A 25,890-nucleotide genomic window follows, 5' to 3' on the forward strand; every position below is an offset into this window, starting at 1 on the left:
CGCGAGACAAAAAAGGGCCGGAGCGTCGCCGCTCCGGCCCTTTTCGCTTACTTCTTCAGGTAGTCGCGGGCCAGAACCTCGGCGATCTGCACCGCGTTCAGGGCGGCGCCCTTGCGCAGATTGTCGGCGACGCACCAGAAGGACAGGCCGTTCTTCACCGTCGGGTCCTTGCGGATGCGGCTGACGAAAACGGGGTCGTCGCCGGTGGTCTCGATCGGGGTGGCATAGCCGCCGGGCTCGCGGGTGTCGAGCACCACCACGCCGGGCGCGTCGCGCAGGGCGTCGGTCGCCTGTTCGACGCTGACCGGACGGGCGAACTCGACATTGACCGCTTCGGAATGGCTGACGAACACCGGGACGCGGACGCAGGTGGCGTGCACGGCGATGTCGGGATCGAGAATCTTGCAGGTCTCGACCGTCATCTTCCACTCTTCCTTGGTCGAGCCGTCTTCCATGAAGACGTCGATCTGGGGAATCACGTTGAAGGCGATCTGCTTGGGGAACTTTTGCGGGGTGATCGCGTCATTGACGAAGATGGCGCGGGTCTGCTCGAACAGTTCGTCCATCGCCTCCTTGCCGCCGCCCGACACCGACTGATAGGTCGAGACAACGACGCGGGTGATCTTGCCCAGATCGTGCAGCGGCTTTAGCGCCACCACCATCTGGATCGTCGAGCAATTGGGGTTGGCGATGATGCCGCGCTTCTTGTACCCGGCGATCGCCTGGGGATTGACCTCGGGCACCACCAGCGGCACGTCGGGCTCCATCCGGAAGTGCGAGGTGTTGTCGATGACGACGCACCCGGCGGCGGCGGCGCGGGGGCTGTGGATCGCCGAGACCTTGGCCCCGGGCGACGACAGCGCGATATCCCAGCCCTTGAAGTCGAACTTGGCGAGGTCCTTGACCTTCAGGATCTTTTTGTCGCCGAACGAGACCTCGCGCCCGACCGACCGCTCGCTTGCCAGAGCGACGATGTCGTCGATCGGGAAGTCGCGTTCGAACAGCGTCTGCAAAATCTCGCGTCCGACATTGCCGGTGGCACCGATTACCGCAACCTTGTAGCCCATCGTCTGTAACTCTCCGTTGTTCGGGGCCGCCCGGCCTGCCCGTTCCGTGGCACACCTTCCAGATACGGAAAGGCCCGCAGAGCGCGCTATCGCCGCGGGCCTTGGTCGTTTTGTCGTGACGAACCGGCCCGCGTCAGGCGGTCTTGGGAGTGCCGGTTTTGAAAAGGGTGCAAAGGAGGGCTGCCGGGGCAAGACCCCGGGCCAGATCAGCATCCGTAGCGTCGCGGCGCCGCATCATGACGTCCTCCATCAGAGGCCGATGCTTACCGGAACCGGCCCCCAGGCGCAAGCGGAAAGGGGGAGGGCGGCAGGGTCAGGCTCCCGGTTCCGGCTTGGGCGGGGGGGTGACGCGCAAAGCGGTGATCTGGTTGCGCTGACGCCTTGCGATCTGGAAGCGGAATCCGTAGAAGCGGAAAATCTGGCCGACCTCGGGGATTCGCCGCGCCTCGTGCAACACCAGACCGGCGATGGTGGCGGCTTCCTCGTCGGGCAGCCGCCATTCGAATTCGCGGTTAAGGTCACGGATCGGCACCGCGCCGTCGATGATGAAGGTGCCGTCCGATTGCGGCCGCACCCCGGCGACGGCGACGTCGTGCTCATCGACGATGTCGCCGACGATTTCCTCCAAGATGTCTTCGAGCGTCACCACCCCCATCAACGAGCCGTACTCATCGACCACCAGGGCGAAATGTTCGCGCCGCTGACGGAAGGCCTGAAGCTGTTCCTGCAACGTCGATGAATCCGGGATGAACCACGGATCGGAGGCCAGGGCGCAGACGTCCAGCCCCTCGATCCCCTCGTCGCGGGCGCGGACGGCGCGCAGCATGTCCTTGGCATGGATCACGCCGACGATGTTGTCGGGATCGTCGCGCCACAGCGGCAGCCTGGTGTAGGGGCTGGTGATGACCTGATCGAGGATATCGGCGGCGGACTGTCCGGCATCGATGGTGACGAGGTTGCGGCGGTGGGTCATCACCTGTCCGACCTCGACATCGGCCAGTTCGAGGATCGAGCGCAGCATCCGGCGTTCCTCGCGCACTTCGGCCTCGCCGGCATGGACCTCGATTGCGCCGCGCAATTCCATCATCGAGGCTTCGGGGGTGATCGCGGTGCCGTTCCCGGCCCGGAACAGGCGGAAGGTCAGCCGCACGAGCAGTTCGATGGCGCGGACCACCGGGGCGAATACCAGCACCACCGCCGTTACCGGCGCGGCAACCCGGAGTGCGACGGTGTTGGCGTGATAGATCGCATAGGTCTTGGGCAGCACCTCGCCGAACAGCACGACGATTACCGTCATGCCGATGGTCGCATAGACGATGCCGGCATCGCCGAACAGCCCGACCATCAGACCGGCGGCGAGCGACGAGGCGAGGATATTGACCAGATTGTTGCCGAGCAGCAGCGAGCCGAGCAGGCGGTCGCGGGTCTTCAGCAGGGTGTTGACCCGTTTGGCCGAGCGGTTACCGTCGCGCTCCATCTGATGCATCAGCGGTTTCGACACCGCCGTCAACGCCGTTTCGGAACCCGAAAAGAACGCCGACAAAACCTGAAGCAGGAGGACGGCGAGCAGGGTCAGGGTCAGTCCATCCATGCGCCTATCTCCCGGCGGCCATCTCCGCCAGCAGGGTCGCCAGCGTGTCTTCGGGCACGTCGCGCGACAGGAAGCCGCCGCCGATGCTCCGGGCCAGGACGAAGGTCATGGCGCCGTCTTTGACTTTCTTGTCGCCGCGCATGTGGCCGATCAGCCGGGCGACGTCCCACAGCCGGGGACCGGCCAGACCGGACGGCAGACCGACCGAATCGAGGTGGCGGACCAGCCGTTCGGCGTCGGCTTGGGGCGACAGGCCCAGCATCGCCGACAGCCGTAGCGCCATCACCATACCGATCGCGACGCCTTCACCATGAAGCAATTCGTCGGAGAAGCCGGTTTCGGCCTCTAGCGCATGGCCGAAGGTGTGGCCGAGATTGAGCAGGGCGCGAACGCCGCCTTCGCGTTCGTCGGCGGCGACGATCCGGGCCTTGGCCCGACACGAGGTCGCCACCGCGTGGCGGCGGGCCTCGGCATCGCCCGCGATCAGTGCGGCTCCGTTGGCTTCCAGCCAAGTGAAGAAGTCGGGATCGTCGATGATTCCGTATTTGACCACTTCGGCATAGCCCGCCAGCACCTGACGGCGGGGTAGGGTGTCAAGCAAAGCGGTATCGGCCAGCACCAGCCGGGGCTGGTGGAAGGCGCCGACCAGATTCTTGCCGTGGCGGGTGTTGATCCCGGTCTTGCCGCCGACCGAACTGTCAACCTGAGCCAGCAAGGTGGTGGGAATCTGGACGAAATCGACGCCCCTCAGCAGGATCGAGGCGGCAAAGCCGGTCAGATCGCCGACAACGCCGCCGCCCAGGGCAACGATCAGGGTGCCGCGTTCGACCCGGGTCGACAGCATCGCGTCGAGCAGCGCTTCGAGGTGGGGGAAGTCCTTGGTCTTCTCGCCTGCGGGCATCACCGTGTGCATCGGCATCGCCCCGGCGGCGGCCAGACTGCGCTCCAGCCGCTCCAGGTACAGCGGCGCGACCTGATCGTCGGTGACGATCAGCACCCGGTTGCCCGACATCACCGGCAAGATCAGCTCGCCCGCGCGGTCAAGCAGGCCGGGGCCGATATGGATCGGATAGGTCCGGTCGCCGAGGTCGACCGTCACGGTTTCGGAACTCATCTCGTCACGTCTCCTGCGGTCCGGGCCGCGTTTAGATGGTCGGCGAGGCCGGTCAGCACCCGGCCGACGGTGGCGTCCGGGGCTTCGTCGGTCGAATCGACGATGATATCGGCTTCGGCATAGATCGGGTGACGGGTTTCGATCAGCCGCCCCAGAATTTCCGCCGGATCGCCCTGTTTTAGCAGCGGGCGGTGGTCGCGCCCGACCGTCCGCTTCAGCAGCAGGGGCAGATCGGCGCGAATCCACACCGACACCGCGCCCTCCAGAATGCGGGCGCGGGTGGTGGGGTCGATGAAGGCCCCGCCGCCGGTGGCGAGAATCATCGGCTCCTGATCGAGCAGGCGGGCGATCACCTTGCGCTCGCCCTCGCGGAAGGCGGCTTCGCCATGGCGGGCGAAATAATCGCTGATGGTGCAGCCCGCCGCCGTTTCGAACGCGGTGTCGGCATCGACGAACGACAGATTCAGCCGGGCGGCCAGACGGCGGCCAACGCAGGACTTGCCCGCACCCATCAGTCCGACCAGGACCACGGTGCGTTTGATCCGACCGTTCAGCGCCGCCGCCAACGGGTTCAGATCATCGGCCATCGTGCCACCTCCATCGGTTGTCCGGTCCCGCCCGCGCGACCGGCGTTGATCGACGGCGGCGGGGCCGATAGACTGGCCAAGGTTCGCCCTGCACGGGTCCTGGCGTGTTCGCCTCTGGCCCGGCGCGGAAATCAAAGGGGGCAGGGTGCCCCGATGCGCCGCTTTTAGCCGCGTGGAGCCGGGTCTGTCCAGAAGTCGATGCTGTGTGTCGTTCGATGAGGTTCGTCGTTTCCCATGATTAGAATTATCGGTCTTGCCATAATCTTGTTGCTGGCGGTGATTACCGGCGGCGTGCTGGTTGTTTCGGCCTGGGATCCGTCGCCGCCGACGGCGCGGATCGAACGAGTGGTCCCGGATGACCATTTCCCGCGCTGACCGCCTGCGGGCGCTGATCCTGGCCCTGTCGCTCTCGGCGACAGCGGCCGTCGCGCAACCGTCTGACGGCGGGCCGGACGCGGCCGCGCTGAGCGAAGACACGATCTTTACCCCCGGTCCCGCCCGTCAGGCGGGCAGCGGACCCCGGTTCGAGGTGCGCGAACTGAACGCGCCCGATCTGGATTCGGTTGGTATCCTTGACGACCGTCACGGCGGCCTCGGCAATACTCTGTGGGGCGGGACCAACGCCGCCATTGTCCGCCGCCTGCTGCCGCGTTTGCCGGTGACCGACTCGCGGGCGACGCGGGCGCTGTCCCGCCGTCTGCTGCTGACCGCCGCCGCCGCGCCGGACAAATTCGGCACCGACCCCGCGTCGCTGCTGGATTTGCGGGCCGAACGGCTGGCCGCGCTGGGAGACAGCGCCGGTCTGGCCGCGCTGTTGAAAACGGTGCCGTCGGCATCGGTGTCGCCCGCTTTGTCGCGGATCAAGGTCGAATCGCTGCTGCTGTCCGGCGACGACAAGGGGGCCTGTGCCGAAATCGCCGCCCGTGGACCCGACGATCCCCGCTTCAAGGTGTTCTGCGCCCTGTCCGGCGGCAAGGTGCTCGAAGCGAACATGGCGCTCGATCTGATGCGCGATCGCAAAGACTCTGACGCCACCTTTATCATCGCCGCCGATGCGATGGCGGGAACACCGCCGCCCAAGCTCGACAAGCTGACCGCACTGACGCCGCTGCACATCGCCGCCTTCCGTGCCGCCAAGATTGCCCTGCCGCCCGAAGCGATTCCGACCCTTGCCCCCGGCGCGCTGGCGGCGATCGTCGCCAATCCGCTCAATGCGCTGGAGGTTCGCCTGCTCGCCGCCGAGCGGGCCGAAGCGCTGGGGCTGGTCGAGACCGACATTCTGCGCCGCCTCTATGCCGAATTGACCTTCAACGCCGCCGAGGCGCAACTGGCCCAGTCCCAGGGCGACCGCACCCCGCGCGGCCGTGCCTTGCTGCTGCGGTCTATTCCGGCCGAACCCAGCCCGGCGGCGCGGGCCGGTCTGATCGCCCGCGTTCTTGCCGCCGCGACCGAGCGGGGGGCCTTTGCCGCCACTGCCCGGCTGTATGCCCCGCTGATCGCCGATCTTACCCTGACCCCCGATCTTGGCCCTTCGGCCCCGCCGCTGGCCCGCGCCCTGATCGTCGCCGGGCGGACCGATATCGCCGGGGGATGGCTGGCTTTGGCCCGGACCGATCCCGAGGCGGCCAAGGCGGCCAAGCCGGTCGCGTTGCTGGCCCGGCTGGCGGCCGCGCTGACCGATCCCGCTCCGATCGAACTGCCGCCTGCCGACGGGCTGGCTCCCGATGCGGCCAGCCGCCGCGCCGAGGTTCTGCTGTCGCTGCTGTCCGGGGTGGGGGAAAAAGTGCCGCCCGCTCTGTGGCTGGCCTCGCTGCGCGATCCCGCAATCGCCCCCGCTCTGGTGCCGCGCCCGGCGCTTCGGGCGATGGCGCGGGCCGCCGCCGAGGATGTGCGGATCGGCGAGACGGTGTTGCTGACCCTGGTCGGGCTGGGCGAGGCTGGGCTGGACCGGGCCGATCCCGAGATGCTGAACCGGGCGGTGACGCATCTGCGGATGATCGGGCTGGAGCGCGAGGCCCGCGCCTTGGCGGTCGAAGCCGCGCTTGCCAACGGCTTGTGATGGACCGCCACGCCGAGTCCTTTCTGGAGATGATGGCCGCCGAACGCGGCGCGGCGGCCAACACCCTGGATGCCTATCGCCGCGACCTGGTGGATTATCAGGAGTTCCTGGCCGCGCGGGGCGAGTCGCTGCTGTCCGCCGATGCCGACGCGGTGCGCGACTGGCTGGCCGATCAGGCGGCGCGGGGGATGGCGCCTCGGACCCAGGCGCGGCGGCTGTCCTGCCTGGGGCAGTTCCATGCCTTTCTGGTCGCCGAGGGTCGCCGTGCCGATGACCCGACCTCTCAGGTCGATGCTCCCCATATCGGGCGGCCGCTGCCGAAAATCTTGAGCGAAAGCGCGGTCGAGTCCCTGCTGGCCGCTGCCCGCGCCTTGCCCGATGCCGAGGGGGTGATGGCCAGCGCCCTGCTTGAAACCCTGTACGCCACCGGTCTGCGGGTGTCGGAACTGGTCGGGCTGCCGTTCGCGGCGGTGGCGCGCGATCCTGCCGTGCTGGTGGTGCGTGGCAAGGGATCGAAAGAGCGGATGGTGCCGCTGTCCGATCCGGCGCGGGCCGCTTTGGCATCGTGGCGCAGCGTGCGGGAGGCTCAACTGGACGGGCGCGCCTCATCCTGGTTGTTCCCGTCGCGGGGGCGCAGCGGCCATCTGACCCGTTCGGGCTTTGCCAAGATGCTGACCCGGATCGCGGTGAAGGCCGGGATCGACCCGTTGCACCTGTCGCCCCATGTCCTGCGCCACGCCTTCGCCAGCCATCTGCTGGCGGGCGGGGCCGATCTGCGGGTGGTGCAGGCGATGCTGGGCCATGCCGATATCGCCACCACCGAAATCTATACCCACGTTCAGGAAGACCGGCTGGTCCGGCTGGTCCAGGGGCACCACCCCCTGGCCGCCGCCTCGACCGGGCGTGGGTGAGGGTCCGATGCCGCTGACCCGGGATGCCGACCTGCGCCAGCGCCGCGCCGCCAACCCCGCCGCCAGCGTCTGGGTCGCCGCCAGCGCCGGGACCGGCAAGACCAAGGTGCTGACCGACCGGGTGCTGACCCTGCTGCTGGCCGGATCGCCGCCGTCCCGCCTGCTGTGCCTGACTTTTACCAAGGCCGCCGCCGCCGAAATGGCGCTCCGGCTGAACCGGCGGCTGGCGCGTTGGGCCACCGCGTCCGATCCGGCCCTGGCCGCCGATCTGACGGCGTTGCTGGGCCGCTCCCCCGACCCGGCCGAAAGCGTGCGGGCGCGCCGCCTGTTCGCCCTGGTGCTCGACGCGCCGGGGGGGATGGCGATCCTGACGATTCACGCTTTCTGCCAATCGCTGCTGCGCCGCTTTCCGCTGGAAGCCGGGATCGCCCCCCACTTCCGGGTGATGGACGAGGCCGATGCCGCCGAGGCGCTGGATGCGGCGAAGATCGAGGTGCTGGCGTCGGCCCGCGGCGGCACCGATGCCGATCTCGCCCGCGCTCTGGCCCTGGTAACGGCGCGGGTCCACGAAACCGCTTTTCCCGATCTGCTGGGCGAATTGTCGTCGGACCGGGGACGGCTTGACCGCACCATCCGCCGTCACGGCGGGCTGGAGGGAGTGAAGGCGGCGCTGGCCCGCCGTCTTGGGCTTGAGCCCGGCGACAGCGTCGCCAGTCTGCTGAGCGGGGCCTGCGCCGACGAGTCGTTCGATGCCGCCGGTCTGCGTGCCGTGCTGCCCGCGCTCCTGGGCGGCGGCAAGACCGATCAGGACAAGGCGGCGGTGATGGCGGCGTGGCTGGCCGATCCGGTCGGCCGCGTCGATAGCTTCGACTCGTGGTGCGCGGTGTTCCTGACCCGCGAGGGAGCCGTGCGCAAGACCCTGGCGACCAAGCCGGTGCGGGAGGCTAATCCCGGACTGGCCGAACGGCTGGAGACCGAGGCGCTCCGGCTGGCGGCGGTGTGCGAGCAGATCAAGGCGGCGACGATTGCCGAGGCGACCGGCGCTCTGCTGACGCTGGGCGCGGCGCTGCTTGAGGCCTATCGCCGTCACAAGGCGGCCCGTGCCGCGATGGATTACGACGATCTGATCCTGGCGGCGCGGGGGCTGCTGGCGCGGCCGGGAGTAGCGCCGTGGGTGCTGTACAAGCTCGACGGCGGCATCGACCATATTCTGATCGACGAGGCCCAGGACACCAATCCCGATCAATGGGCGGTGGTGGCGGCGCTGACCGAGGAATTCTTTGTCGGGCGCGGTGCGCGCGAGATCGTCCGCACCGTGTTTGCCGTCGGCGACGCCAAGCAATCAATCTATTCGTTCCAGCGCGCCGATCCCCGCGCCTTCGAGGAGATGCGCGCCCGCTTCGCCGACAAGGTTCCGGCGGCGAAAGGGCAATGGGACGAGGTGGCGTTGAACCTGTCATTCCGCTCGGGCCGGGCAGTGCTGGACGCGGTCAATGCGGTGTTCGGGCCGGGCAGTCCCGGCCGCGACGGCGTCGCCGGTCCGGACGAGGACATCACCCATCTCGCCCACCGCGAGGGCGCGGCGGGATCGGTCGAGATCTGGCCCGCCGTCGCCCCTCGCGCCATCGACGATGCGCCGCCGTGGAAGCCGCCGGTCGAGCGGATCAGAGGCGATTCGCCGCCGACCCGGCTGGCCCGGCTGCTGGCCCGGCGCATCCGGGCGATGATCGACGGCGAAAAGCTGGACTCGCGCGGGCGTCCGGTACGGGCGGGCGACGTGCTGGTGCTGGTGCGCCGTCGCGGCGGCTTCGTCGAGGATCTGGTCCGCGAGCTGAAATCGCAAAAGGTCGCGGTGGCCGGGGCCGACCGGATGGTGCTGGCCGACCAGATGGCGGTGATGGATCTGATCGCGCTGGGCAACGTCCTGCTGCTGCCCGAGGACGATCTGACCCTGGCGACGGTGTTGAAAGGGCCGCTGGTCGGGCTCTCGGAGGAGCAATTGTTCGCGCTGGCGTACCGGCGCGGCGACGCGACGCTGTGGGAGACGTTGAAGCGCCGCATCCTCGACGATCCGGCGTTCGAGACCGCCTATCTCTATCTGTTCGATCTGCTGGCGCTGGCCGACCGGCTGTCGCCCCAGGCGCTGTTCGCCCGCATTCTCGGGCCGTTGGGCGGGCGGCGCGCTCTTCTGGCCCGGCTGGGGCAAGAGGCCGAGGACGCGATCGACGAGTTCGTCGCTTTGGCCTTGGCGTTCGAGTGGGCGCACCCGCCCTCGCTCCAGGGCTTCCTCCATTGGCTGGAAGCGAGCCAGCCCGAGATCAAGCGCGACCTCGAACAATCCGGCCGCGACGCGGTGCGGATCATGACGGTCCACGGTGCGAAGGGGCTTCAGGCCCCGATTGTGATCCTGCCCGATACGCTCCAGGTGCCGACCCGCAGTGGGCGGCTGCTGTGGCTGGAAGACGAGGAAGGCGGCGACGATCTGCCCGCCTGGTCCCCCCGGGCCGAGGATCAGGACCCGGTTTGCCGCGCCGCCGCCGAGGCGCGCAAGCTGGCCCGCGAACGCGAATATCGCCGCCTGCTCTATGTCGCGATGACGCGGGCCGAGGACCGGCTGATCGTCTGCGGCTGGGAGACCCGCAAGGCCCCGCCCGAGGGCAGTTGGTACCATCTGATCCGGGGCGCGGTCGAGCCGCTGGCCAAGCCGGTCGAGGATGCGTGGCTGGCCCAGGCGGGCGAGACAAGCGACGCGACGGTGCCGACCCTGCGCTGCCTCCAGACCGCGCCGCCCGAATCCGGCGACGCAGCGGTCGATTCGGCGCGTCCGTCGGCTCCCTTGCCCGCATGGGCACTGGCCCCGGCCGGAGACGAACCGTCGCCGCCCCGTCCGCTCGCTCCCTCGCGTCCCGACGAGGACGAACCGGCGGTGCGCTCGCCGCTCGACGGACCCGAGGATACCAGACGCTGGCGGCGGGGCTGGCTGATCCACCGTCTGCTCCAGACCCTGCCCGATCTGCCCGCGCCGCAGCGCTCGGCCGCGATGGCGGGCTTTCTCGCCCGGCCGCTGTGGGAGCTCTCTGCGGCCGAGCGGGTGGCGATTGGCGGCGAAGTGGCGGCGATCCTGAACGATCCCGCCTTCGCGTCGCTGTTCGGTCCCGCCTCGCTGGCCGAGGTGCCGCTGATCGGGCGGATCGGCGACCGCATCCTGTCGGGTCGGCTCGACCGGCTGGTGGTCAGCGCCACCGAGGTGATGGCGGTCGATTACAAGACCAACCGTCGGCCCCCGGTCGATCCCGCCGAGATTCCCGCGCTCTATGTCCGCCAGATGGCGGCCTACCGGCTGGCGCTGGCCTGCCTCTATCCCGGTCATCTGATCCGCTGCCTGCTGCTATGGACCGATGGGCCGCAGATGATGGAGATTCCCGCCGCTCGCCTCGACGACGCCCTGGCCGGGATAATGCCGGCGGAGTGACCGCGGGGACTTGACGGATTGTTCTCTTTATGTTCTAAGAGCGGGACGTGGTGACGGAGCCTGCGATGACTCATTTCCGATCCCCTTGCCCCGACGAGATGGAGCGGCGGTTCGACGGCCCGGTGCCGCCGTTTGATCCGGCCGTGACCGGGCGACCGGTGGCGGCGGCGCGCGAAGTGCTGTTTCGTCGTCTTGCCGCCGAGCAGCGTCAGGCGATTGCGCGGCGTCGCGCCGGGCTGTCCGCTGCCGAAAGTCGTGCCGACGAAAGGTTGTGCCTCGCCGCTCGCACGCTGCATTATTATAGGACCGAGGGTGCGGCCTGGAGCGGACGAGTCTGATCGCCGCGATCCCGCGTTGTTTGTGTAGTCTCCCGTGAAAAAGTCCCTCGCTGTCGCTCGGTGTACTTTTTCCCGTTGGATTAAAAGGAGAAAAATGGGCTAGGGGCGGCCCAGCGCCCATTTTTCGTGTTGTCTGTTTCACCAGCCTCCGAAGCCGTGGGCGTCGCCCATCGGCCTCGGAGGGAACCAAATCCATCCCCGCGCGGAAAGCTTGATTGAGCACGGGGATTCTTTTTGAACCGGGAAAAAGTACACTGAGGCCAAAGGCCGAAGGACTTTTTCACGACCTACTGTGTAGGGGGAGAGTGTGCCGATGAGTCTGGACTCCGTCCGCCGCTTCCTGGCCGAGGCCGCGCCCGATCTTGTCATCGTCGAACTTGAGGCCAGCACGGCGACGGTCGCGCTGGCCGCCGAAGGCCACGGGGTCGAACCGGCGCGGATCGCCAAGACGCTGTCGCTGAAGGTCGGCGACCGCCCGTTCCTGCTGGTGACGCGGGGCGACGCCCGGCTGGACAACCGCAAGGCCAAGGCGGCGTTCGGCGGCAAGGTCCGGATGCTGACCGCCGACGAGGTCGAGGCGGTCACCGGCCATCCGGTCGGGGGCGTCTGCCCGTTCGGTCTTGCTACCCCGTTGCGGGTGCATTGCGACGTCTCGCTGCGCGCCTTCGACGAGGTGGTTCCCGCCGCAGGCTCGATCAACAGCGCGGTTCGGATCGCGCCGCTTCGGCTGGCCGATCTGGTCGAGGCCGACTGGGTCGATGTCTGCCAGGAGAGCAGCCCCCCCTGACCGCGCTGGTCGTGCTATAGAACGACGATCATGACCCGATCTCTTCCTGCCTGGAAGGCCGAGACCCGCGCGACGATCGCCCTGGCTTGGCCGCTTGTTCTTACCAATCTCGCCCAAGTCGCCATCGGCCTGACCGCCACCCTGATGATGGGGTGGCTGGGGCCGGTGACCCTGGCGGCGGGGGCGCTGGGGACCAACCTCTATATGGCGGTCTATGTGGTCGGGCTCGGTCTGGTCACCTCGACCGCGCCGATGCTGGCCCAGACCCTGGGACGCGGCCGCCACTCCCTGCGCGACTGCCGCCGTACCGTCCATCAGGGGATGTGGCTGGCGGTGCTGCTCTGTCTGCCCGCCTGGGCGGTGATGTGGAACGCCGACGCGGTGCTGCGGGCGCTGGGGCAGGATTCCACGCTGACCGGTGAGGCCCAGCATTATCTCCGCTACATGCAATGGGGGGTGCTGCCCGCGCTCGGCTTCGCCGTGCTGCGCGCCTTCATCGCCGCCCACGAACGCCCCCGCTCCGGGATGGTGGTGACGGTGGCGGCGATCCTGCTCAACATCGTGTTGTGCTGGGGGCTGATCTTCGGCCATGCCGGGCTGCCCGCGATGGGAATCGCCGGGGCCGGGATCGCCACCACGATCTCGGAAGTCTTTATGTTCGCCGCGCTGCTGGCGTTTCTGCTGATCGACCGCCGCCTGCGCCGCTATCGCCTGCTGGGCGGGTTCTGGCGTCCCGATCTGGCCCGGCTGCGCGAATTGTGGCGGATCGGCCTGCCGATGGGGCTGTCGATGGGGTTCGAGGTCACCGGAATCATCGCCGCCGCCTTCCTGTGCGGGATGATCGGGACCGAGGCCATCGCCGCCCACGCCATCGCGATTCAGGTCGCCTCGATCACCTTCATGGTGCCGCTGGGGCTGGCCCAGGCCGCGACCGTTCGGGTCGGGCTGGCCGCCGGGGCGGGCGACCATGCCGGGATCGGCCGGGCCGGATGGGTCTCGCTGGGGCTGGGAATCGGTTTCATGGCGGTGATGGCGGTGCTGCTGACGACACAGGCCGGGCCGGTGGTCGGGCTGTTTCTCGATCTCGGCAATCCCGCCTCGCTGGCGGTGGCCCAGGTCGCGGTGCCGCTGCTGGCGGTGGCGGGACTGTTCCAGGTCGCCGACGGTGCCCAGGTGGTCGCGGCCGGAGCCCTGCGCGGGCTGAAGGACACCCGGATGCCGATGTTGTATGCCGGATTGGGCTATTGGGCGCTGGCGGTGCCGCTGGGCGCGGCGCTGGCCTTTCCGGCTGGGCTGGGAGCGTTGGGGGTGTGGAGCGCGCTGGCCCTGGGGCTGGCGGTGGTGGCGGGGCTGATGACCCTGCGCTGGTCGCGCCACCGTCGGCTGGAGCAGATGCCGATGGCCTAAGCGATCATCCGGCGGCGGGGTGGCGCAGCCGCCGCCACGCCGGGCTGAACGCGATCACCGCCAGCGAGATCGCGGCGGCCAGCATGATCGCGACGGCGGGGGTCAGGATGAAGCCGGTCCTGGTCACGGTGAAATGGAGCAGCACCGGCATCGAGCCGCCGACGATTCCCTCGGCGACGTTGACCGAGATCGCCAGTCCGGTCGAGCGCACGTCGGGCGGAAAGATATCGACCATCAGCACGTAGCAGGGCAGCAGGATCAGGGCGAGAATGCAAAACAGCAGGGTCTCGCCCGCCAGGACCATTCCATAGCCGCCGCCGCTCATCGCCAGATAGAGCGGATAGGCGGCGAGGATGGCCAGGATCAGCCCGATCCGGAGAATCCGCATCGCCCCGACCCGGTCGGCCAGCGCGCCGACGCCGATGAAAACGACGATGCCGATGGCCAGCACCAGGGTGCCGATCTGGAGCGAATCGCTGTTGGACAACCCGGCATGGGCGGTGGTCCAGCCGACCGAATAGACCGCCAGGGTGTAAAAGAACACGGTGCCGCCGACGATGGCGCCAAACGCCCCCAGCAGCGCGGCGCGGTGGTGCCGCCACAGTCGCAGCAGCGGAATGGCGGTCTCGTGCTGGGGCGGCTCGTAAGTGTCGTCGAGGCCGTGGCGGAAATACAGCCCGGTGGCCGAGATCAGGATGCTCAGCGCGAACGGAATCCGCCATCCCCACGCCTGCATGTCGGCGGGGTCGAGCGCGGCGGTGACGACATAGCAGACGAAGCCGCCGAGCAAGATGCCGATCAGCCCGCCCGAGGTGGCGATCGCGGTCATCAGCCCCTTGAACCGGCTGGGGCCGCTTTCGTTGGCAAAGACGATCGAGCCGCTGAACTCGCCCCCGACCGAAAGCCCCTGGATCAGCCGCAGCAGCACCAGGGCGACTGGCGCGGCCAGTCCGGCCTGCTGATAGGTCGGCAACAGCGCGAACAACCCGGTCGGCACCGCCATCGTCAGGATCGACAGCAGCAGAACCGAGCGGCGGCTGAGCGAATCGCCCAGATGGCCAAAGGCAATCGCGCCGATCGGCCGCATCAGTGCCCCGGCGGCAAACGCGCCGAACGACGCCAGCGTCGCCGCCGCCGGATCGTCGGAGGGAAAGAAGTTGGCGCCAATGATCGCCGCCAGATAGCCGAAGATCGCAAAGTCATAATATTCGATGACATTGCCCATGACGATGGCACCGACGATCTTGGTCCGGGAATTCTTCTGCGCCAATGCGCCCCCCCTCGATATTGGACGTCTGTTTGTCCACGCCGCCGCTGCCACGGCGGATGTGTCCCGATATCGATCTCTGATAGGCTGGATTTCTGGCGTTTGACAACCCTCTTGTCGATTCGACGGAAGGGGGATGGTGCCAAACGAAAGAGGGCTCCCGATAGAGCCCTCTGACATAACCCGATGGACCGACCGCTCGCGTCTGATTGCTATACTGTCGCGGCTACCTTTGCCTTTACGCTATCGTAGGTGGCGGCTGTTGCCTTCAGCCGGTCTGCGTGGGCGAAAATGTCGTCCAGGCTCTCGATGTGTATCCGCTCCTCAGCCTTGTTTTCATCGAACAGGCCAAGATACTTGATGCTGCGGTTGAGATGTAGGCGGCATATCGGCTTACGGTTGTTGTCGTCCAGCAGGACCGCGCAGTAGCTCTTGGCGTCGCGCATGGTCACACGCTCCACTTTGACTACTTCGCGCACGATGGCGCGGACGATCTGATAGCCGTCGATTTCCTCCTGGGTGGTAACAATATCGTCAAGCTCTCCAGTGCCCTCGGCGGAAGCCTGAGCGGACGGCGAAGCCTCGGTCTCAGAAGACTCAGACTGCGAGACAGGCAAAGCGGTTTTTGCTGTGTCGTCCATTGCATTGGACAGGCGCTGATTGACCAACTCCCGTACCGTGTCTTTCATGGCCTTCTGCACCAGCGGACCGAACTTAGTCAGGACATTGGCAGTCAGCTTGCCGTCATAGACCCGCCCAATGAGCAAACGCATGACCTCGTCAGACGGAGAGTCAATTTCGTTGGCGATCTCGCGCATGAGGAGGGAACCGTACTTGAGGTCGCTTGCAGTTTCGAGAATGGACGTGACGTTAAAATTGGTGTTTGCAAACTTCTTAAGCTCATCCACCTGGGCGGGGCGGTAGTTGAGCATGTCAAACTCAAAGAACGGCTTGATATCCATCTTATTCGGTTGATCAAGGTCACTGAAAAACCAATATAAAATTCCGTTTGTTAGTATGCTGAACCGAGCTTCTGTGACAGAGAAATAACGATAAAGCTGGGACATGTGCTGAGTAGATAGCGAGAATTTGCATGGCTTGCATTCGATCAGCATAACCACCTTGCCATCAATATTAATGGCGTAGTCAACCTTTTCGCCCTTTTTCACGCCAACATCAGCGGTGAACTCGGGGACCACTGCATGCGGGTCGAACACGTCGTAACCAAGTGCGCTGAGGAACGGCATGATGCAGGCGTTCTTAGTCGCCTCCTCCGTCTCGATGCTGTCCTTTTGCTTGGCTATGCGTTGTGCAAGAGATGCTATCTTGTCGGCAAAGTCCATCCTCGACCACTCCCCTTGGCGTCCCATTGTGAAGGTTTCTCTACCTCCAATGGGTCCCATCATACAGTGACTGATGGTTGCGGCATAGGTGCCCCGATGTGCGAGGGGAACGGGAGTGCAGCAGTTCAGTAGCCGTTTCGCGTCCTCGCAAGGGATCATTTCAAGAGCTACCTAGGGTGTCAAAACTACCTTGGGAGTCCACCCAAAGAACGCCACACAGCAAGAAGGCTCCCGAAGGAGCCCTCTGTTATCGCCTAAGCTATTGAAAAATCATTCCCATTCGATCGTCCCCGGCGGCTTGCTGGTGACGTCGTAGGTCACGCGGTTGATGCCCTTGACCTCGTTGATGATGAGAGAAATTATCGTCATTGGCGCAGAAAGCCTAGGATTTTAGCCGCACACAAGGACCGGGAGAGACCGTCGAGTGCAGTGTTCCACACACAAAATCACACACAACGCTCGACAGCAGCGGGCGGACATGGCCGCTATTTGGTGCGGATGTTTCCCACGGATTTTACCTGAAGGAGGTGAGCGCAATCACCGTCTTTGTTCCACACGGTCGATCCCACCCCCCAGTAGAAACGATGTAGCGGGGCCTCCTTGTAGGTGCCCTCAGAATTTTTTCCGACTTTCGTAAAAAGAACAACGTAGTCACCCTTCTTTATTGACTTCTTCTGAAAATGATACATATGGCAGTGCCTATTTGTAATTGTTCCATCGCTTGCATATGTATTGTCACAGATGATGTACGCATTGAGTTGGCAATCGGCGTCTGCCTGTAGCAGTACGTTCTCTTTATCCAGGTCTCCAGCGTTGTAGATCGCAAGAAGTTTGAGTGTCATACCCATCTGTCTCCCGTGCTTGGTACGGCTACCTATGCCGCCATTACGACGGCTATAGTAGATCATGGCAAAACATCGCCGCACAATCAGAAAGTGCAATAGCACGATGCCAACTTCCCCCGATGTTTGGCCCAAAAATGTCAGCGGGTATCAGGATTATGGTAAGGGGGCTACTCCCCCCTCGGGGGGCCTCTGGCCCACCTTCAACACCTCTCCCATCCGCGTGGTGACCATCGACGGCGGCTCCTGGCTCGTGGCGAAGGACGGCGCCTATGTCATGGGCGAGGCCATTGACAGCCACCCCAGGACGTCATTACAAATCTCTCAATGAACGGAGAGAGGAGTGTAAGAACGTGCGGTTCGTTGCTTACTACCGGGTCAGCACCGACAAGCAAGGGCAGTCCGGGCTTGGCCTCGAAGCTCAGAAGGAAGCCGTCCGGGTCTTCCTGGCGGGCAAGGGTTGGCCCCCGGTGGCTGAGTTCGTCGAGGTGGAGAGCGGCAGGAAGTCTGACCGTGCCCAACTTGCCGCCGCCCTGGCCGTCTGCCGCCTCCACAAGGCCACCCTGGTCATTGCCAAGCTGGACAGGCTGGCCCGCAATGCCGCCTTCCTGCTGAACCTCCGGGATGCTGGGGTGGACTTTGTCGCCTGCGACATGCCCGACGCCAACCGGCTGACCGTGGGCATCATGGCCCTGGTAGCAGAGGACGAGGCCGAGAGGATCAGCGCCCGCACGAAGGCCGCTCTGGCCGCTGCGAAGGCCCGTGGGGTCAAGATGGGCGGGTTCAGGGGGTATGCCCCCACCGACGAAGACCGCGCCCAGGCGGCCCAGGCGAAGCGGGAGAAGGCCAAGCGTCCCGACCTGTTGCCTATCATCGACGCCATCCGGGCCGAGGGGATCACTAGCGCCAGCGGCATTGCCCGTGCCCTGAACGAGCGCGGCATCCCGACCAGCCGGGGCGGGCAGTGGCAGGCGGTGCAGGTTCAGCGGTTCCTGGCCCTGGTGGGGTGAAGTGGTCGGCTGGTGGTGTCCCCAGATTTGGGGATACCCCCAACCAGATTTGGGGATACCCACCAACCAGCCCGCATCCGGCCCGATGTCCCCGTTAAGGCCGGGCCTCCTGCTGCCCCATGCGTTGGCCGCAAACGCGCCGAAGAAACGCTTCGCCCTTTCGGGTCGGGTACACTTCGAAGGCCCGTGCGTCAGTCGGACAGCGTACCGCAGCCACGAAGCCTCCGGTTTCTTCCAGGTAGTGTACGTGTCGCCATACCGTGGTCTGTGCCAGGGAGAGGCGCTGTTCAAGCTCTGCCATCCTGATCCCTGGACTGTCACCAATCATCAACAGAACTGACAAACGGGATAACGGCCATGCGGGGTATGTATTTCGAACCTCCTGCAAGCCATCAACAAACCCTGCCAATTCCTTATGCGCCATTTCTGTATCTCGATTTTGTGATTTCCAACCATCTATGATTGATTGGGTCTTGTTGCGGTGCCAAGAGGAAGTTTTGGTCGATGCCAAAACCCCGGAGGGGGTAGGCACCAATGCCTATATGTCATTGGAATTGAATTGTTTTTTGTGATTGATCCGCCCATTGGCAGGCCCGCATTCTGTCCCCACAGCCCACCATCAAACAGGGGAAAAATCTAATGATGTTCAAGACCAGCCAGTTCGAGATCGACATGGACACCACCGGCCTCTTCGTCCGTCTTGCCCGCCTGGGGGCGCTGGACCTGACCTTTCGTTCCCCGGTCAAGACGTGGTCCGCTTGGCGTGATGGGGAAGCATTCTGGTTCAGCCTGGGGCGGGTGCGGGGGGTCGTTAACGCGGGCTGATCCCAAGCCCCGGTAAAGAGTGCTTCGACCATAGCTTCTCTTGCCCCAGCCCTCGCCGGTTCACCCTGGCGGGGGCTTCGTCTGTCTGCGGCCTCCATTTCCTCCTGGGAGGCTCACAGGCGGGCTTCTGGCGGGTAGTGGAGCGGGTGGTCTTTCCTTGGTCGGGATGGTCTGGAGTTGTTGAAGTTATCCACAGATTAGGTTGCGCCATCGATAGAGGGCGGGGGTGAAGCTTATATGAAGGTTACAATGAAAGGATAACCTAAGTCTAATTTAGGGTTGCCTTATGGTTTTTACCCCATACCACCTTCACTTCATCTTCCATCGAAGACCTAACAAGGGGGGGGTGAATAGGAAGGGTGAGGGGGGGCCTAATGTTCGCTCGTCTGTGTCTGGGTATCTGTTTGTCCCCACCATCCGCCCCCTCGACCGACTTGCCCGCTGCATCAACGAGCAACAGGCACAGATCGAAGCCAATGCCAGGAACATGCTGTTCTTCGCCAAGGTGGCCGGAGAACTGCTGATCGAGGTGAAGAAGCAACTCCCCCACGGCCAGTTCAAGGCGTGGATTGAGGTCAACACCAAGGTCAGTTATCGGCAGGCTGCGAAGTACATGCAGATCGCCAAAAGTGCCCCACAGGGCACCTTTGACCCCGGTATGGGGATCAACGCCTTCCTTGAGCAGTACGCCCAGGAGCGCCCGACCGCATCCCCCAAGTCCAACCTCCCGACCTTCACCGAGTACGCCGCCGAGTACGCCCTGAAGATCGCCACCCGGCCCCTGGATGGCTCCGAGAAAATGACCACCCCCGCCCACCCCCGTCCAGCCTCACCCCACCCCACCGCAACACGGGATGCAACAAGGGGGAGGCACGAAAGGAACCTGACGATGAACACCGAACTGAACACCTTCACCTTCAAGACCCACAACGTCCGCACGGTCACCATTGAGGGCGAGCCGTGGTTCGTGGCGAAGGACGTGTTCGACGCCCTCGGCTACCCCTACTGCTCCCACGGGCAGGTGATCGGAAAGTTGGAGGGTGAGGGGGTATCCCTGCATCCAATTCAGGGATCACGCCGCAGCTATCCGATGACGATCATCAACGAGCCGGGCCTGTACAAGATCATCCTCCGCTCCGACAAACCCCAGGCCAAGCCGTTTCAGGACTGGGTGACGAAGGAAGTCCTCCCGGCGATCCGCAAAACCGGCTCGTATTCGCTCCAGGAAGGGCAGGCGATGCCCTTGCCCTCGTCCATGGCCGAAGTCCTCCGGGGCTATGCAAAGGCCCTCCTGGACCTCGCCACGAGCGAGGAAGAGAAGGCCAATCTGTCCGCCCAGGTCGAGCGCCTGACACCCAAGGCCAAGTTCGTGGACGAATTGATCGATCGCGAGGACGAGATGACCATGAAGGAGGCGGCTGGCCTCCTGAAGACCGGCGAACAGACCCTTCGCTTCGCCTTGAAGGACGCCAAGGTGTTGTTCCGGGAGCAGGGTACAGGCCCTTACATGCCCTACGCTGAATATGTGAAGGCCGGGTACTTCCGGGTTAGCCGCAAGCTGCACGGCCCCAACGTCCAGCGCATCGCCAAGTTGGCAGAGGTGTCCCCCTCCTGAGAATGGTTATCGGCTGATTAGGTTGCACCATCGACAGACCAAAGCGGGGCCTCAGTGCCTCCGCGCAACCCAACACCGAGAGACACCATGAATACCACCGCCGCCCTCGTCACTATCGCGGACACTCAGGTTCCCGCCGCCGTCAACCAATCGGCTTCCCCCGTCGTCACCGTCAAGGACAACGCCGTCGTCGCCAAGGCCGAGACCGTCGCCCTGAAGAAGGGCCTCTCCACCAAGCAGATCAAGGGCTGACCCCATGACCATCTCCAACGTGGATCGTGCCGCCGTCATCAAGTCCCTCGCGAACAAGGCCGATCAGGTCAGCCGGGAGGGACTGGAGACCTACCGGGAGATCGGTGGTCACCTGAACCGTGAGAAGGACATTCGGAAGGAGGATAAGCGCCGGAACTTCAAATCCTGGTGCGAGGGGGAGGCGCTGCCCTTCTCCTATAAATGGGCCACCCTGCTCATGAAGCTCGACACCGAGTGGGACAAGATCGAGGTCATCAAAGGTGAACCTGGGTTCACTTTTGAGCCGACCCACAACACGGTTAAGGGTTCCCTCGCCCTCCTGAAGCCCAAGCCGATCCAGCCCAAGGATGCCGAACGCATCGCCAAGCTTGCCGAGGTGTCCCCTGATCGGGGGTCGTCAGAGGCCGAGGTGGAGGTGGCCAAGCGGCAGATCGAGAAGATGGCCGAGCTGTACAACACCACCCCGGAGAAGGTGGTCACCTCGGCCAGGAAGAAGGTCGAGAAGATCGAACTGATGGAGTGCGTCGCCGATCAGGAGAGACAGGCCGAGCAAGACCTTCTCAACGAGATCGAGCGTCTTCAGGCCCTCCTCGACAAGCACGGCATCCCATACTGAAAACGATAGGTACTGACCATGGACTACATCCGCCGTGTCACTGACTTGGAAACCGGGGAGGTGAAGTCTATCAGTCTGGGGGAACACCTGACCTTCACCGAGGCGGCGACCAAGTTCAGCGTCACCCGTCCGACCCTCGTCAAGGTCTTGCTCCAACTGGGCTTGGTCCAGAAGGAATACGACACCGTGGCGCGGGAGAACCGTTACCGCCTCCATCCCGAGGCCGAGAAGAAGAGGCTGGGCAAGCGATTGATGGGGCCTCATGGCCCCTTCGATGTTCTTGGCCCGTCAGCCTTGGAGTGGATCGAGGCCGACCTGAAGGCCATCCTCGCCGCCAGCACCTTCGACCGAGCCACCGTCACGGCCCTTCAGGCCCTCGACGCCTATGATGCGGAACGCTTCACCAAGCTTGATGTCGAGGGCAAGGTCTTGTGGCTGGTTCACCACTTCCCGGACCTACCCGTCCGTCAGATGGCGCAGGGCCTGGGGGTCAGCGAGAGGCTCGTTCACCGCTACCTGACCAAGCGGCGGGATCAGCTTGAGCGGGCTAGGAAGAGGATGGGGGGGAGGTCTTCACCCCAGACCAGCCGGAAGCGGAGCCTGAAGCCGAACCCGAGGCGGACCGGCAAGCCCTCGCCGCGTGACCCCTGAGGTCGGCCTTGAGGTCGTAGTTATTACAGGCGGTGTGAACACCCCCGAAACAGACCCATCCGCCGCCTGACCCCGGCGGGGCTGTCCGTCCAGCCCGCCACCGTGACCAACCCACCCCACGTCGAGACACGCCCCGGCCCCGCACAGGATGCCGGTCGATGGTGCTCGTCTCGGCGTAGGTGTCATCCAACAAGGACATCTCCACCATGAACCATCATCGCCACGGCCCGAGCGGTCGGCTCTGCTCGGTGCCCGGCTGCACCGCCTCGGCCAGGAACGATCATTCCCACCTCTGCGAGGCCCACCGCCAGCGACAGCGCCGACATGGGCACGTCCGACAGCGGGGGATCATCGACAAGGACACCACCGGCCAGCTTGCCGTCGCCCTGCACCAGCTTCACGCCCTGCTGGGGGACCGTGCCCGCCAGTCCGTCGCCGACGCCCGCAGCGGCAGGCCGGGCAGCAAGTGGGAGAGGATCGCCGGGCAGGAGGTGGCGAAGGTGGTCGAGGTCACCGACGCCCTCGATTGCGCCGCCCTGGTCGCCGGGCTGTTCCTGCTGCGGGACGAGGAACCGGGGCAGTTCGTCAGCGAAGATGGCTTCCGGTTCCAGCTTGCCCGGCTGTTCCGCGCCCAGACGGACCTTGCGTTCGGCAGCTACTGGGATCAGGAGGCGGGAAAGGTCAAGACGGTCTATCGGGACTTGGCCCCCCGTACCACCGCCGCTCTTGCCCGCTGGGTGGTCGATGCCTACGCCCGCCTCGTCGGCCATGTCGTCGCCTGGGATCGGCAGGAACGGACCCGACAGGCCGAAGCCACCGCTACCACCAACGCCCTCGTCACCATCGCCGACACCCAGGTTCCTGCCGCAGTGACCCAGGAGGGCAAGGTTTACTTCTCCCCGAAAGCCATCTGCGAAAGCCTGGGGATCGACTGGTCCAGCCAGCGGGCCAAGATCATGACCGACGCGGTCCTTTCCTCAACCGTGGTGGAGATCACCATGGTTGCCCAGGACGGGAAGCAGCGCCTGATGACCATGCTCCCCAAGGAGATGGCCCCCGGCTGGCTGTTCACCATCAAGAAGGTCTCCCCCGAGGTTCAGGACAAGCTGAACCGCTTCCGCCTGGAGTGCTTCGTTGCCCTCGATACGTGGTTCAACAAGGGGCTGCGGAATGACGATGAGGTGATGGAAGCCTACCGCGTCCCCCAGTCCTACAAGGAAGCCCTGCTCGCCCTGGTCGCCGCCGAGGAGGAGAAGGAACGGTTGGTCCTGGAGAACCAGAAGCTCCTGCCGAAGGCCGACGCCTGGACCCGCCTGTGTGACGCAGACGGGGCGATCACGTCTTCCGTTCTTGCCTCCACCATCGGAGTTCGTTCCGCCCAAGCCTTGCACACGTTCCTACATGAGCGCGGCATTATCAGGCCCATGCGCACCCGTGCGGGAAAGAACGCCGGATGGCTACCGACTGCCGCCTATTCCGAAAAGGGTTACCACCGCACCACGACCGAGGAACACGGCGGGATTGTTAGACATCACACCCGTTGGACCCCTGCCGGAGCAGCCTTCATTGCTGAACTGATGAAGGCGAAAGAAGCCTGACGGCTTATCCACCTATCCCTCCCAAACAAAAAGGGCTGATGCCGCATGGTGTCGGCCCTTTTGTTTTCTTAATCCGCCCCCTCAACTGTCCATAAAAAGGATCATCCGGCCATGACCGAAGTGAAACTTTACAACCCCCGTTCCCACGCTACCCGTACCGGCAAGTTCCGCCTGACCCCATACCAGTATCACCGCCTGGGGGTGCTTCTCTCCCGGTATAGCGCCCTTATCGGTCGGGAAGTCTCTCAATCCGTGGTCTTTGCCCGTGCCACGGACCTTCTTACCGACCACCTCGAAGCCCTGCTGTCGGCCCACTCCATGGAGGCCGTCAGGGACACCGAGCTTGCTGCGTTACATCGGGCGATGGGGTGACGAGATGTGTATCGTAATCCCTGCCGCCGCAGTCATGTGGGCCTCTCTCGCACTGACCGCCGTGAGTACCGCTGCGAGTATCTATAGCCAGATGCAGACGACTGCGGCGAACGAGAAGTATCAACGGGATCAGGCGGACGCTCAGAACAAATACATGGAGCAGAATGCTAAGGCGGCTAACTCAGCCTTCTTTGACAAGACTGCGGCAGAGAACAACCGCATGGTTCAGGAACAGCAGTCCGCCGCCGAAAAGATTGACGCCGACCGTAGAGAGGCTGATCGAACGGCAGGAACAGCGTTTGCCTCTGGAGAGGCGTTCGGCTCCACTCTTGTCTCTGGCATCTACCGAGAACACGCCAGAACCAATAACCAGTTGAAGACAAACCTCACCTGGGAACAGCAGCAAGCGAAGCTGAACATTGAAGGCTACCGCTCCGAAGCTCTTGATCGTGTCAACTCGGTTCGGTCCTATATCCCGCAGCCGGTTCAACAGCCTAATTATCTGGGTAGCCTAGCTCAGTTTGGCTCGTCTGCTCTTGGGAGCTATACCGATTACATGCGGAATGAAGCGATATGGGGTGACAAGGCAAAAGGAGGCCAGCCGAAAGCACCGGCAGACCCCGCGAAATGAGGCGCTGACAGGAGTGCCCCGCTTGGTCTTCAGGCGGGCACCCTCTCACGCCTCCACCTCAACAGATCATGGTGCCCCCGCTGGGAAACTGGCGGGGGTGCCCACCTCCACTTGGACCCCCAGACATGGCAGAAATCATGAACCGTCAGGAGGCGGCTGCATTCTTGCGCGTGTCTACGCGACAGCTAGACCGCCTCAAGCTCCCCCGCTCTTATGTTGGCCGAAGTCCCCGCTTCCTCCGTGCCGACCTCGTCGCCTTCCTCGCCAACAACGCCGTCCTGCCCGTTGAGGAATTCACCCCGTCCATTCCCCTCCGACCGGTCCTCAACCGGCGCAAGGGCAACCTCGGGGGCGACTGGCTCCGCTCTCGGCTGGCCGCCCTCCAGTAGGTCAATCGCCGCATCGAAGGCGTCGGGGGCGAGGTGAGCATAGCGCATGGTCATCTGAATGCTGGCGTGTCCCAGCAACTTGGAGACCGTCAACAGGGGAACCCCGCGCATCACAAGGCGGCTGGCGAAAGTGTGCCGTAGGTCGTGAAGGTTCACGTCCTCCAGTCCAACACGCTTGCGGGCGGTATCCCAGGTGCCGAACGGATTGTTGAACGGGATCGCCTTACCCCGTCTTGTCCCGTCGTCCCCCACACCACCCCGCCCTACAGGCCGATAGAGGAAGACCCGACTTTCTCCCTCGGGGCATTCCGCCTTCAGCCGACGAAGCATCTCCTCCACCCGCGTGGACAGAGGGACACCGCGAGGCTTGCCGCTCTTGGTCTCCATGAAGCGGACTGCGGCGCGGGGCTTCCGGTCAAGGTCAACATCCGTCCAGATCAACAGGGTTGCCTCCCGCAGCCGTGCCCCCGTGTCCATCAGGAACACCACGAGGTCGCGGAGGTGTGGGGCGCAGACGGGGAGAAGCTTCTTCTCCTCGTCCTCCGTCAACCACCGATACCGGGCATTGTCCAGGGGCAGGAGCTTGATGGTCGGAACCACGGCCAGGGTGCCCCATTCATCCTTCGCCTTCCTCAGGATGGCCTTGATCGTGGCGAGGTAGCGGTTGACCGTGGCGGGGGCTTTCTTCTCTGCAAGCAGGCTGTCCTTGTAGTCCGCCAGGACACGGGCCGACAGCTTGGCGATAGAGGTTGAGGCCCCCAGCCCCTGCCGTATCTGGTTCAGGGCGTACAACTCCCGCGTGGCAACGCCCTTGTTGCCCTTGGGGACGATTACGCCGTCATAGTAGCGGTCAATGGCCTCCCCGAGGCTCATGTCAGCCACCTTGCCCAGCAGGATCTGTTCCTTCAGTTCCTGCCGCAGGAGGCGTTCCCGTTCCTCCGCATCCCGCTTCTTGGTCATGCCGCTGGACTGGCGGACCTTGTGGCCCTTGTAGGTGAACTCAATGAACCAGAAGGGTGAACCCTCGCGCTTGAACACGGCCATTCCTGCGTCCTCCCGTGCGAGTGACAACACACAAAATCACACACAAGGCAGGATCGCACACACAGCAGCACACAGCAAGAAGGCCCCCGAAGGGGCCTCCCG

Annotated in this window: 25 protein-coding genes and 1 pseudogene; 16 read left to right on the forward strand and 10 right to left on the reverse strand. The window is 64.8% G+C overall.

Features of this window, described 5'->3' with window-relative positions:
• Positions 1–47 precede the first annotated feature (47 nt).
• The 4 genes from BLW40_RS13820 to BLW40_RS13835 form a co-directional block, all read right to left on the reverse strand.
• Positions 48–1,067, reverse strand: a complete 1,020-nt coding sequence (locus BLW40_RS13820; RefSeq protein WP_074769554.1) for an aspartate-semialdehyde dehydrogenase — start codon at positions 1,065–1,067, stop codon at positions 48–50.
• A 313-nt stretch (positions 1,068–1,380) separates the two neighbouring features.
• Positions 1,381–2,658, reverse strand: a complete 1,278-nt coding sequence (locus BLW40_RS13825; RefSeq protein WP_074769556.1) for an HlyC/CorC family transporter — start codon at positions 2,656–2,658, stop codon at positions 1,381–1,383.
• Positions 2,659–2,662: 4 nt separating this feature from the next.
• Positions 2,663–3,772, reverse strand: a complete 1,110-nt coding sequence (gene aroB / locus BLW40_RS13830) for a 3-dehydroquinate synthase (RefSeq protein WP_074769558.1) — start codon at positions 3,770–3,772, stop codon at positions 2,663–2,665.
• Positions 3,769–4,359, reverse strand: a complete 591-nt coding sequence (locus BLW40_RS13835) for a shikimate kinase (protein ID WP_074769560.1) — start codon at positions 4,357–4,359, stop codon at positions 3,769–3,771. Before BLW40_RS13835 ends, aroB begins: the two co-directional genes overlap by 4 nt.
• Before the next feature lie 234 nt (positions 4,360–4,593).
• On the opposite strand from BLW40_RS13835, the gene BLW40_RS17685 reads away from it, so the two are divergent.
• The 7 genes from BLW40_RS17685 (at position 4,594) to BLW40_RS13865 (ending at position 13,333) form a co-directional block, all read left to right on the forward strand.
• Positions 4,594–4,734: a hypothetical protein gene (locus tag BLW40_RS17685; protein WP_170834584.1), complete on the forward strand. Its 141-nt coding sequence runs from the start codon at positions 4,594–4,596 to the stop codon at positions 4,732–4,734.
• Entirely contained in the window at positions 4,715–6,418 is a 1,704-nt protein-coding gene (locus BLW40_RS13840) for an antifreeze protein (RefSeq protein ID WP_074769562.1), read from the forward strand. Before BLW40_RS17685 ends, BLW40_RS13840 begins: the two co-directional genes overlap by 20 nt.
• The gene (locus BLW40_RS13845) at positions 6,418–7,329 is read left to right on the forward strand and encodes a site-specific tyrosine recombinase XerD (protein WP_074769564.1); all 912 of its coding nucleotides are present in this window, start codon (positions 6,418–6,420) and stop codon (positions 7,327–7,329) included. Before BLW40_RS13840 ends, BLW40_RS13845 begins: the two co-directional genes overlap by 1 nt.
• Positions 7,330–7,336: 7 nt before the next feature.
• Positions 7,337–10,801 (forward strand): double-strand break repair helicase AddA, encoded by a 3,465-nt coding sequence (gene addA, locus BLW40_RS13850; RefSeq protein WP_074769566.1) that lies wholly within the window; start codon positions 7,337–7,339, stop codon positions 10,799–10,801.
• 65 nt (positions 10,802–10,866) lie between these two features.
• On the forward strand, positions 10,867–11,139 hold the full coding sequence (locus BLW40_RS13855; protein WP_074769568.1) for a hypothetical protein: 273 nt from the start codon (positions 10,867–10,869) through the stop codon (positions 11,137–11,139).
• A 313-nt stretch (positions 11,140–11,452) separates the two neighbouring features.
• Complete coding sequence (locus tag BLW40_RS13860; protein WP_074769570.1) at positions 11,453–11,926, forward strand: YbaK/EbsC family protein; 474 nt, start codon at positions 11,453–11,455, stop codon at positions 11,924–11,926.
• A gap of 30 nt (positions 11,927–11,956) precedes the next feature.
• Positions 11,957–13,333, forward strand: a complete 1,377-nt coding sequence (locus tag BLW40_RS13865; RefSeq protein WP_074769572.1) for an MATE family efflux transporter — start codon at positions 11,957–11,959, stop codon at positions 13,331–13,333.
• Between the two features lie 4 nt (positions 13,334–13,337).
• Here the strand turns inward: BLW40_RS13865 and BLW40_RS13870 are convergent, their stop codons facing one another.
• The 4 genes and pseudogenes from BLW40_RS13870 to BLW40_RS13885 form a co-directional block, all read right to left on the reverse strand.
• Positions 13,338–14,603, reverse strand: coding sequence for an MFS transporter (locus BLW40_RS13870; protein WP_074769574.1), 1,266 nt, complete (start codon positions 14,601–14,603; stop codon positions 13,338–13,340).
• Positions 14,604–14,812: 209 nt separating this feature from the next.
• Entirely contained in the window at positions 14,813–15,943 is a 1,131-nt protein-coding gene (locus BLW40_RS13875) for a type I restriction endonuclease (protein ID WP_074769665.1), read from the reverse strand.
• A gap of 270 nt (positions 15,944–16,213) precedes the next feature.
• A pseudogene (locus BLW40_RS13880) lies at positions 16,214–16,306 on the reverse strand (GMP synthase (glutamine-hydrolyzing)); the annotation flags it as partial.
• 122 nt (positions 16,307–16,428) lie between these two features.
• Complete coding sequence (locus BLW40_RS13885; protein ID WP_083386788.1) at positions 16,429–16,851, reverse strand: lamin tail domain-containing protein; 423 nt, start codon at positions 16,849–16,851, stop codon at positions 16,429–16,431.
• Between the two features lie 287 nt (positions 16,852–17,138).
• On the opposite strand from BLW40_RS13885, the gene BLW40_RS13895 reads away from it, so the two are divergent.
• Positions 17,139–17,795, forward strand: coding sequence for a recombinase family protein (locus BLW40_RS13895; RefSeq protein ID WP_074769578.1), 657 nt, complete (start codon positions 17,139–17,141; stop codon positions 17,793–17,795).
• Positions 17,796–17,889: 94 nt separating this feature from the next.
• Here the strand turns inward: BLW40_RS13895 and BLW40_RS18200 are convergent, their stop codons facing one another.
• Entirely contained in the window at positions 17,890–18,219 is a 330-nt protein-coding gene (locus BLW40_RS18200) for a MarR family transcriptional regulator (protein WP_139305603.1), read from the reverse strand.
• A gap of 215 nt (positions 18,220–18,434) precedes the next feature.
• On the opposite strand from BLW40_RS18200, the gene BLW40_RS13905 reads away from it, so the two are divergent.
• The 8 genes from BLW40_RS13905 to BLW40_RS13935 all read left to right on the forward strand — a co-directional run bounded on the left by BLW40_RS13905 (position 18,435) and on the right by BLW40_RS13935 (position 24,355).
• The gene (locus tag BLW40_RS13905) at positions 18,435–18,620 is read left to right on the forward strand and encodes a hypothetical protein (RefSeq protein ID WP_074769582.1); all 186 of its coding nucleotides are present in this window, start codon (positions 18,435–18,437) and stop codon (positions 18,618–18,620) included.
• Between the two features lie 388 nt (positions 18,621–19,008).
• Positions 19,009–20,235 (forward strand): BRO family protein, encoded by a 1,227-nt coding sequence (locus BLW40_RS13910; protein WP_170834585.1) that lies wholly within the window; start codon positions 19,009–19,011, stop codon positions 20,233–20,235.
• A gap of 87 nt (positions 20,236–20,322) precedes the next feature.
• Positions 20,323–20,487 (forward strand): hypothetical protein, encoded by a 165-nt coding sequence (locus tag BLW40_RS17690; protein ID WP_170834586.1) that lies wholly within the window; start codon positions 20,323–20,325, stop codon positions 20,485–20,487.
• A 4-nt stretch (positions 20,488–20,491) separates the two neighbouring features.
• Positions 20,492–21,103, forward strand: a complete 612-nt coding sequence (locus BLW40_RS13915) for a hypothetical protein (protein WP_074769586.1) — start codon at positions 20,492–20,494, stop codon at positions 21,101–21,103.
• A gap of 60 nt (positions 21,104–21,163) precedes the next feature.
• On the forward strand, positions 21,164–21,754 hold the full coding sequence (locus tag BLW40_RS13920; protein ID WP_139305604.1) for a hypothetical protein: 591 nt from the start codon (positions 21,164–21,166) through the stop codon (positions 21,752–21,754).
• 206 nt (positions 21,755–21,960) lie between these two features.
• Positions 21,961–23,352 carry a phage antirepressor N-terminal domain-containing protein gene (locus BLW40_RS13925; RefSeq protein WP_074769590.1) on the forward strand — a complete coding sequence of 464 codons (1,392 nt, stop codon included), beginning with the start codon at positions 21,961–21,963 and terminating at the stop codon, positions 23,350–23,352.
• A gap of 111 nt (positions 23,353–23,463) precedes the next feature.
• Positions 23,464–23,724 carry a hypothetical protein gene (locus tag BLW40_RS13930; protein ID WP_074769591.1) on the forward strand — a complete coding sequence of 87 codons (261 nt, stop codon included), beginning with the start codon at positions 23,464–23,466 and terminating at the stop codon, positions 23,722–23,724.
• Complete coding sequence (locus tag BLW40_RS13935) at positions 23,696–24,355, forward strand: virion core protein, T7 gp14 family (protein ID WP_139305605.1); 660 nt, start codon at positions 23,696–23,698, stop codon at positions 24,353–24,355. Before BLW40_RS13930 ends, BLW40_RS13935 begins: the two co-directional genes overlap by 29 nt.
• A gap of 185 nt (positions 24,356–24,540) precedes the next feature.
• Here BLW40_RS13935 and BLW40_RS13940 read toward each other — a convergent pair whose 3' ends face one another.
• Positions 24,541–25,788 carry a tyrosine-type recombinase/integrase gene (locus BLW40_RS13940; RefSeq protein ID WP_074769595.1) on the reverse strand — a complete coding sequence of 416 codons (1,248 nt, stop codon included), beginning with the start codon at positions 25,786–25,788 and terminating at the stop codon, positions 24,541–24,543.
• Between the last annotated feature and the right edge of the window lie 102 nt (positions 25,789–25,890).

The organism is Magnetospirillum fulvum (assembly GCF_900108475.1).
GTDB lineage: Bacteria > Pseudomonadota > Alphaproteobacteria > Rhodospirillales > Magnetospirillaceae > Phaeospirillum > Phaeospirillum fulvum_A.

Coding starts and splice junctions, on each gene's coding strand:
- BLW40_RS17690 (WP_170834586.1), top strand. CDS start 20,323: ATGAATACCACCGCCGCCCTCGTCACTATCGCGGACACTCAGGTTCCC.
- BLW40_RS18200 (WP_139305603.1), bottom strand. CDS start 18,219: ATGGCGCATAAGGAATTGGCAGGGTTTGTTGATGGCTTGCAGGAGGTT.
- addA (WP_074769566.1), top strand. CDS start 7,337: ATGCCGCTGACCCGGGATGCCGACCTGCGCCAGCGCCGCGCCGCCAAC.
- BLW40_RS13845 (WP_074769564.1), top strand. CDS start 6,418: ATGGACCGCCACGCCGAGTCCTTTCTGGAGATGATGGCCGCCGAACGC.
- BLW40_RS13825 (WP_074769556.1), bottom strand. CDS start 2,658: ATGGATGGACTGACCCTGACCCTGCTCGCCGTCCTCCTGCTTCAGGTT.
- BLW40_RS13930 (WP_074769591.1), top strand. CDS start 23,464: ATGACCGAAGTGAAACTTTACAACCCCCGTTCCCACGCTACCCGTACC.
- BLW40_RS13915 (WP_074769586.1), top strand. CDS start 20,492: ATGACCATCTCCAACGTGGATCGTGCCGCCGTCATCAAGTCCCTCGCG.
- BLW40_RS13820 (WP_074769554.1), bottom strand. CDS start 1,067: ATGGGCTACAAGGTTGCGGTAATCGGTGCCACCGGCAATGTCGGACGC.
- BLW40_RS13940 (WP_074769595.1), bottom strand. CDS start 25,788: ATGGCCGTGTTCAAGCGCGAGGGTTCACCCTTCTGGTTCATTGAGTTC.
- BLW40_RS13865 (WP_074769572.1), top strand. CDS start 11,957: ATGACCCGATCTCTTCCTGCCTGGAAGGCCGAGACCCGCGCGACGATC.
- BLW40_RS13840 (WP_074769562.1), top strand. CDS start 4,715: ATGACCATTTCCCGCGCTGACCGCCTGCGGGCGCTGATCCTGGCCCTG.
- BLW40_RS13875 (WP_074769665.1), bottom strand. CDS start 15,943: ATGGACTTTGCCGACAAGATAGCATCTCTTGCACAACGCATAGCCAAG.
- BLW40_RS17685 (WP_170834584.1), top strand. CDS start 4,594: ATGATTAGAATTATCGGTCTTGCCATAATCTTGTTGCTGGCGGTGATT.
- BLW40_RS13855 (WP_074769568.1), top strand. CDS start 10,867: ATGACTCATTTCCGATCCCCTTGCCCCGACGAGATGGAGCGGCGGTTC.
- BLW40_RS13925 (WP_074769590.1), top strand. CDS start 21,961: ATGAACCATCATCGCCACGGCCCGAGCGGTCGGCTCTGCTCGGTGCCC.
- BLW40_RS13905 (WP_074769582.1), top strand. CDS start 18,435: ATGATGTTCAAGACCAGCCAGTTCGAGATCGACATGGACACCACCGGC.
- BLW40_RS13835 (WP_074769560.1), bottom strand. CDS start 4,359: ATGGCCGATGATCTGAACCCGTTGGCGGCGGCGCTGAACGGTCGGATC.
- BLW40_RS13885 (WP_083386788.1), bottom strand. CDS start 16,851: ATGATCTACTATAGCCGTCGTAATGGCGGCATAGGTAGCCGTACCAAG.
- BLW40_RS13860 (WP_074769570.1), top strand. CDS start 11,453: ATGAGTCTGGACTCCGTCCGCCGCTTCCTGGCCGAGGCCGCGCCCGAT.
- aroB (WP_074769558.1), bottom strand. CDS start 3,772: ATGAGTTCCGAAACCGTGACGGTCGACCTCGGCGACCGGACCTATCCG.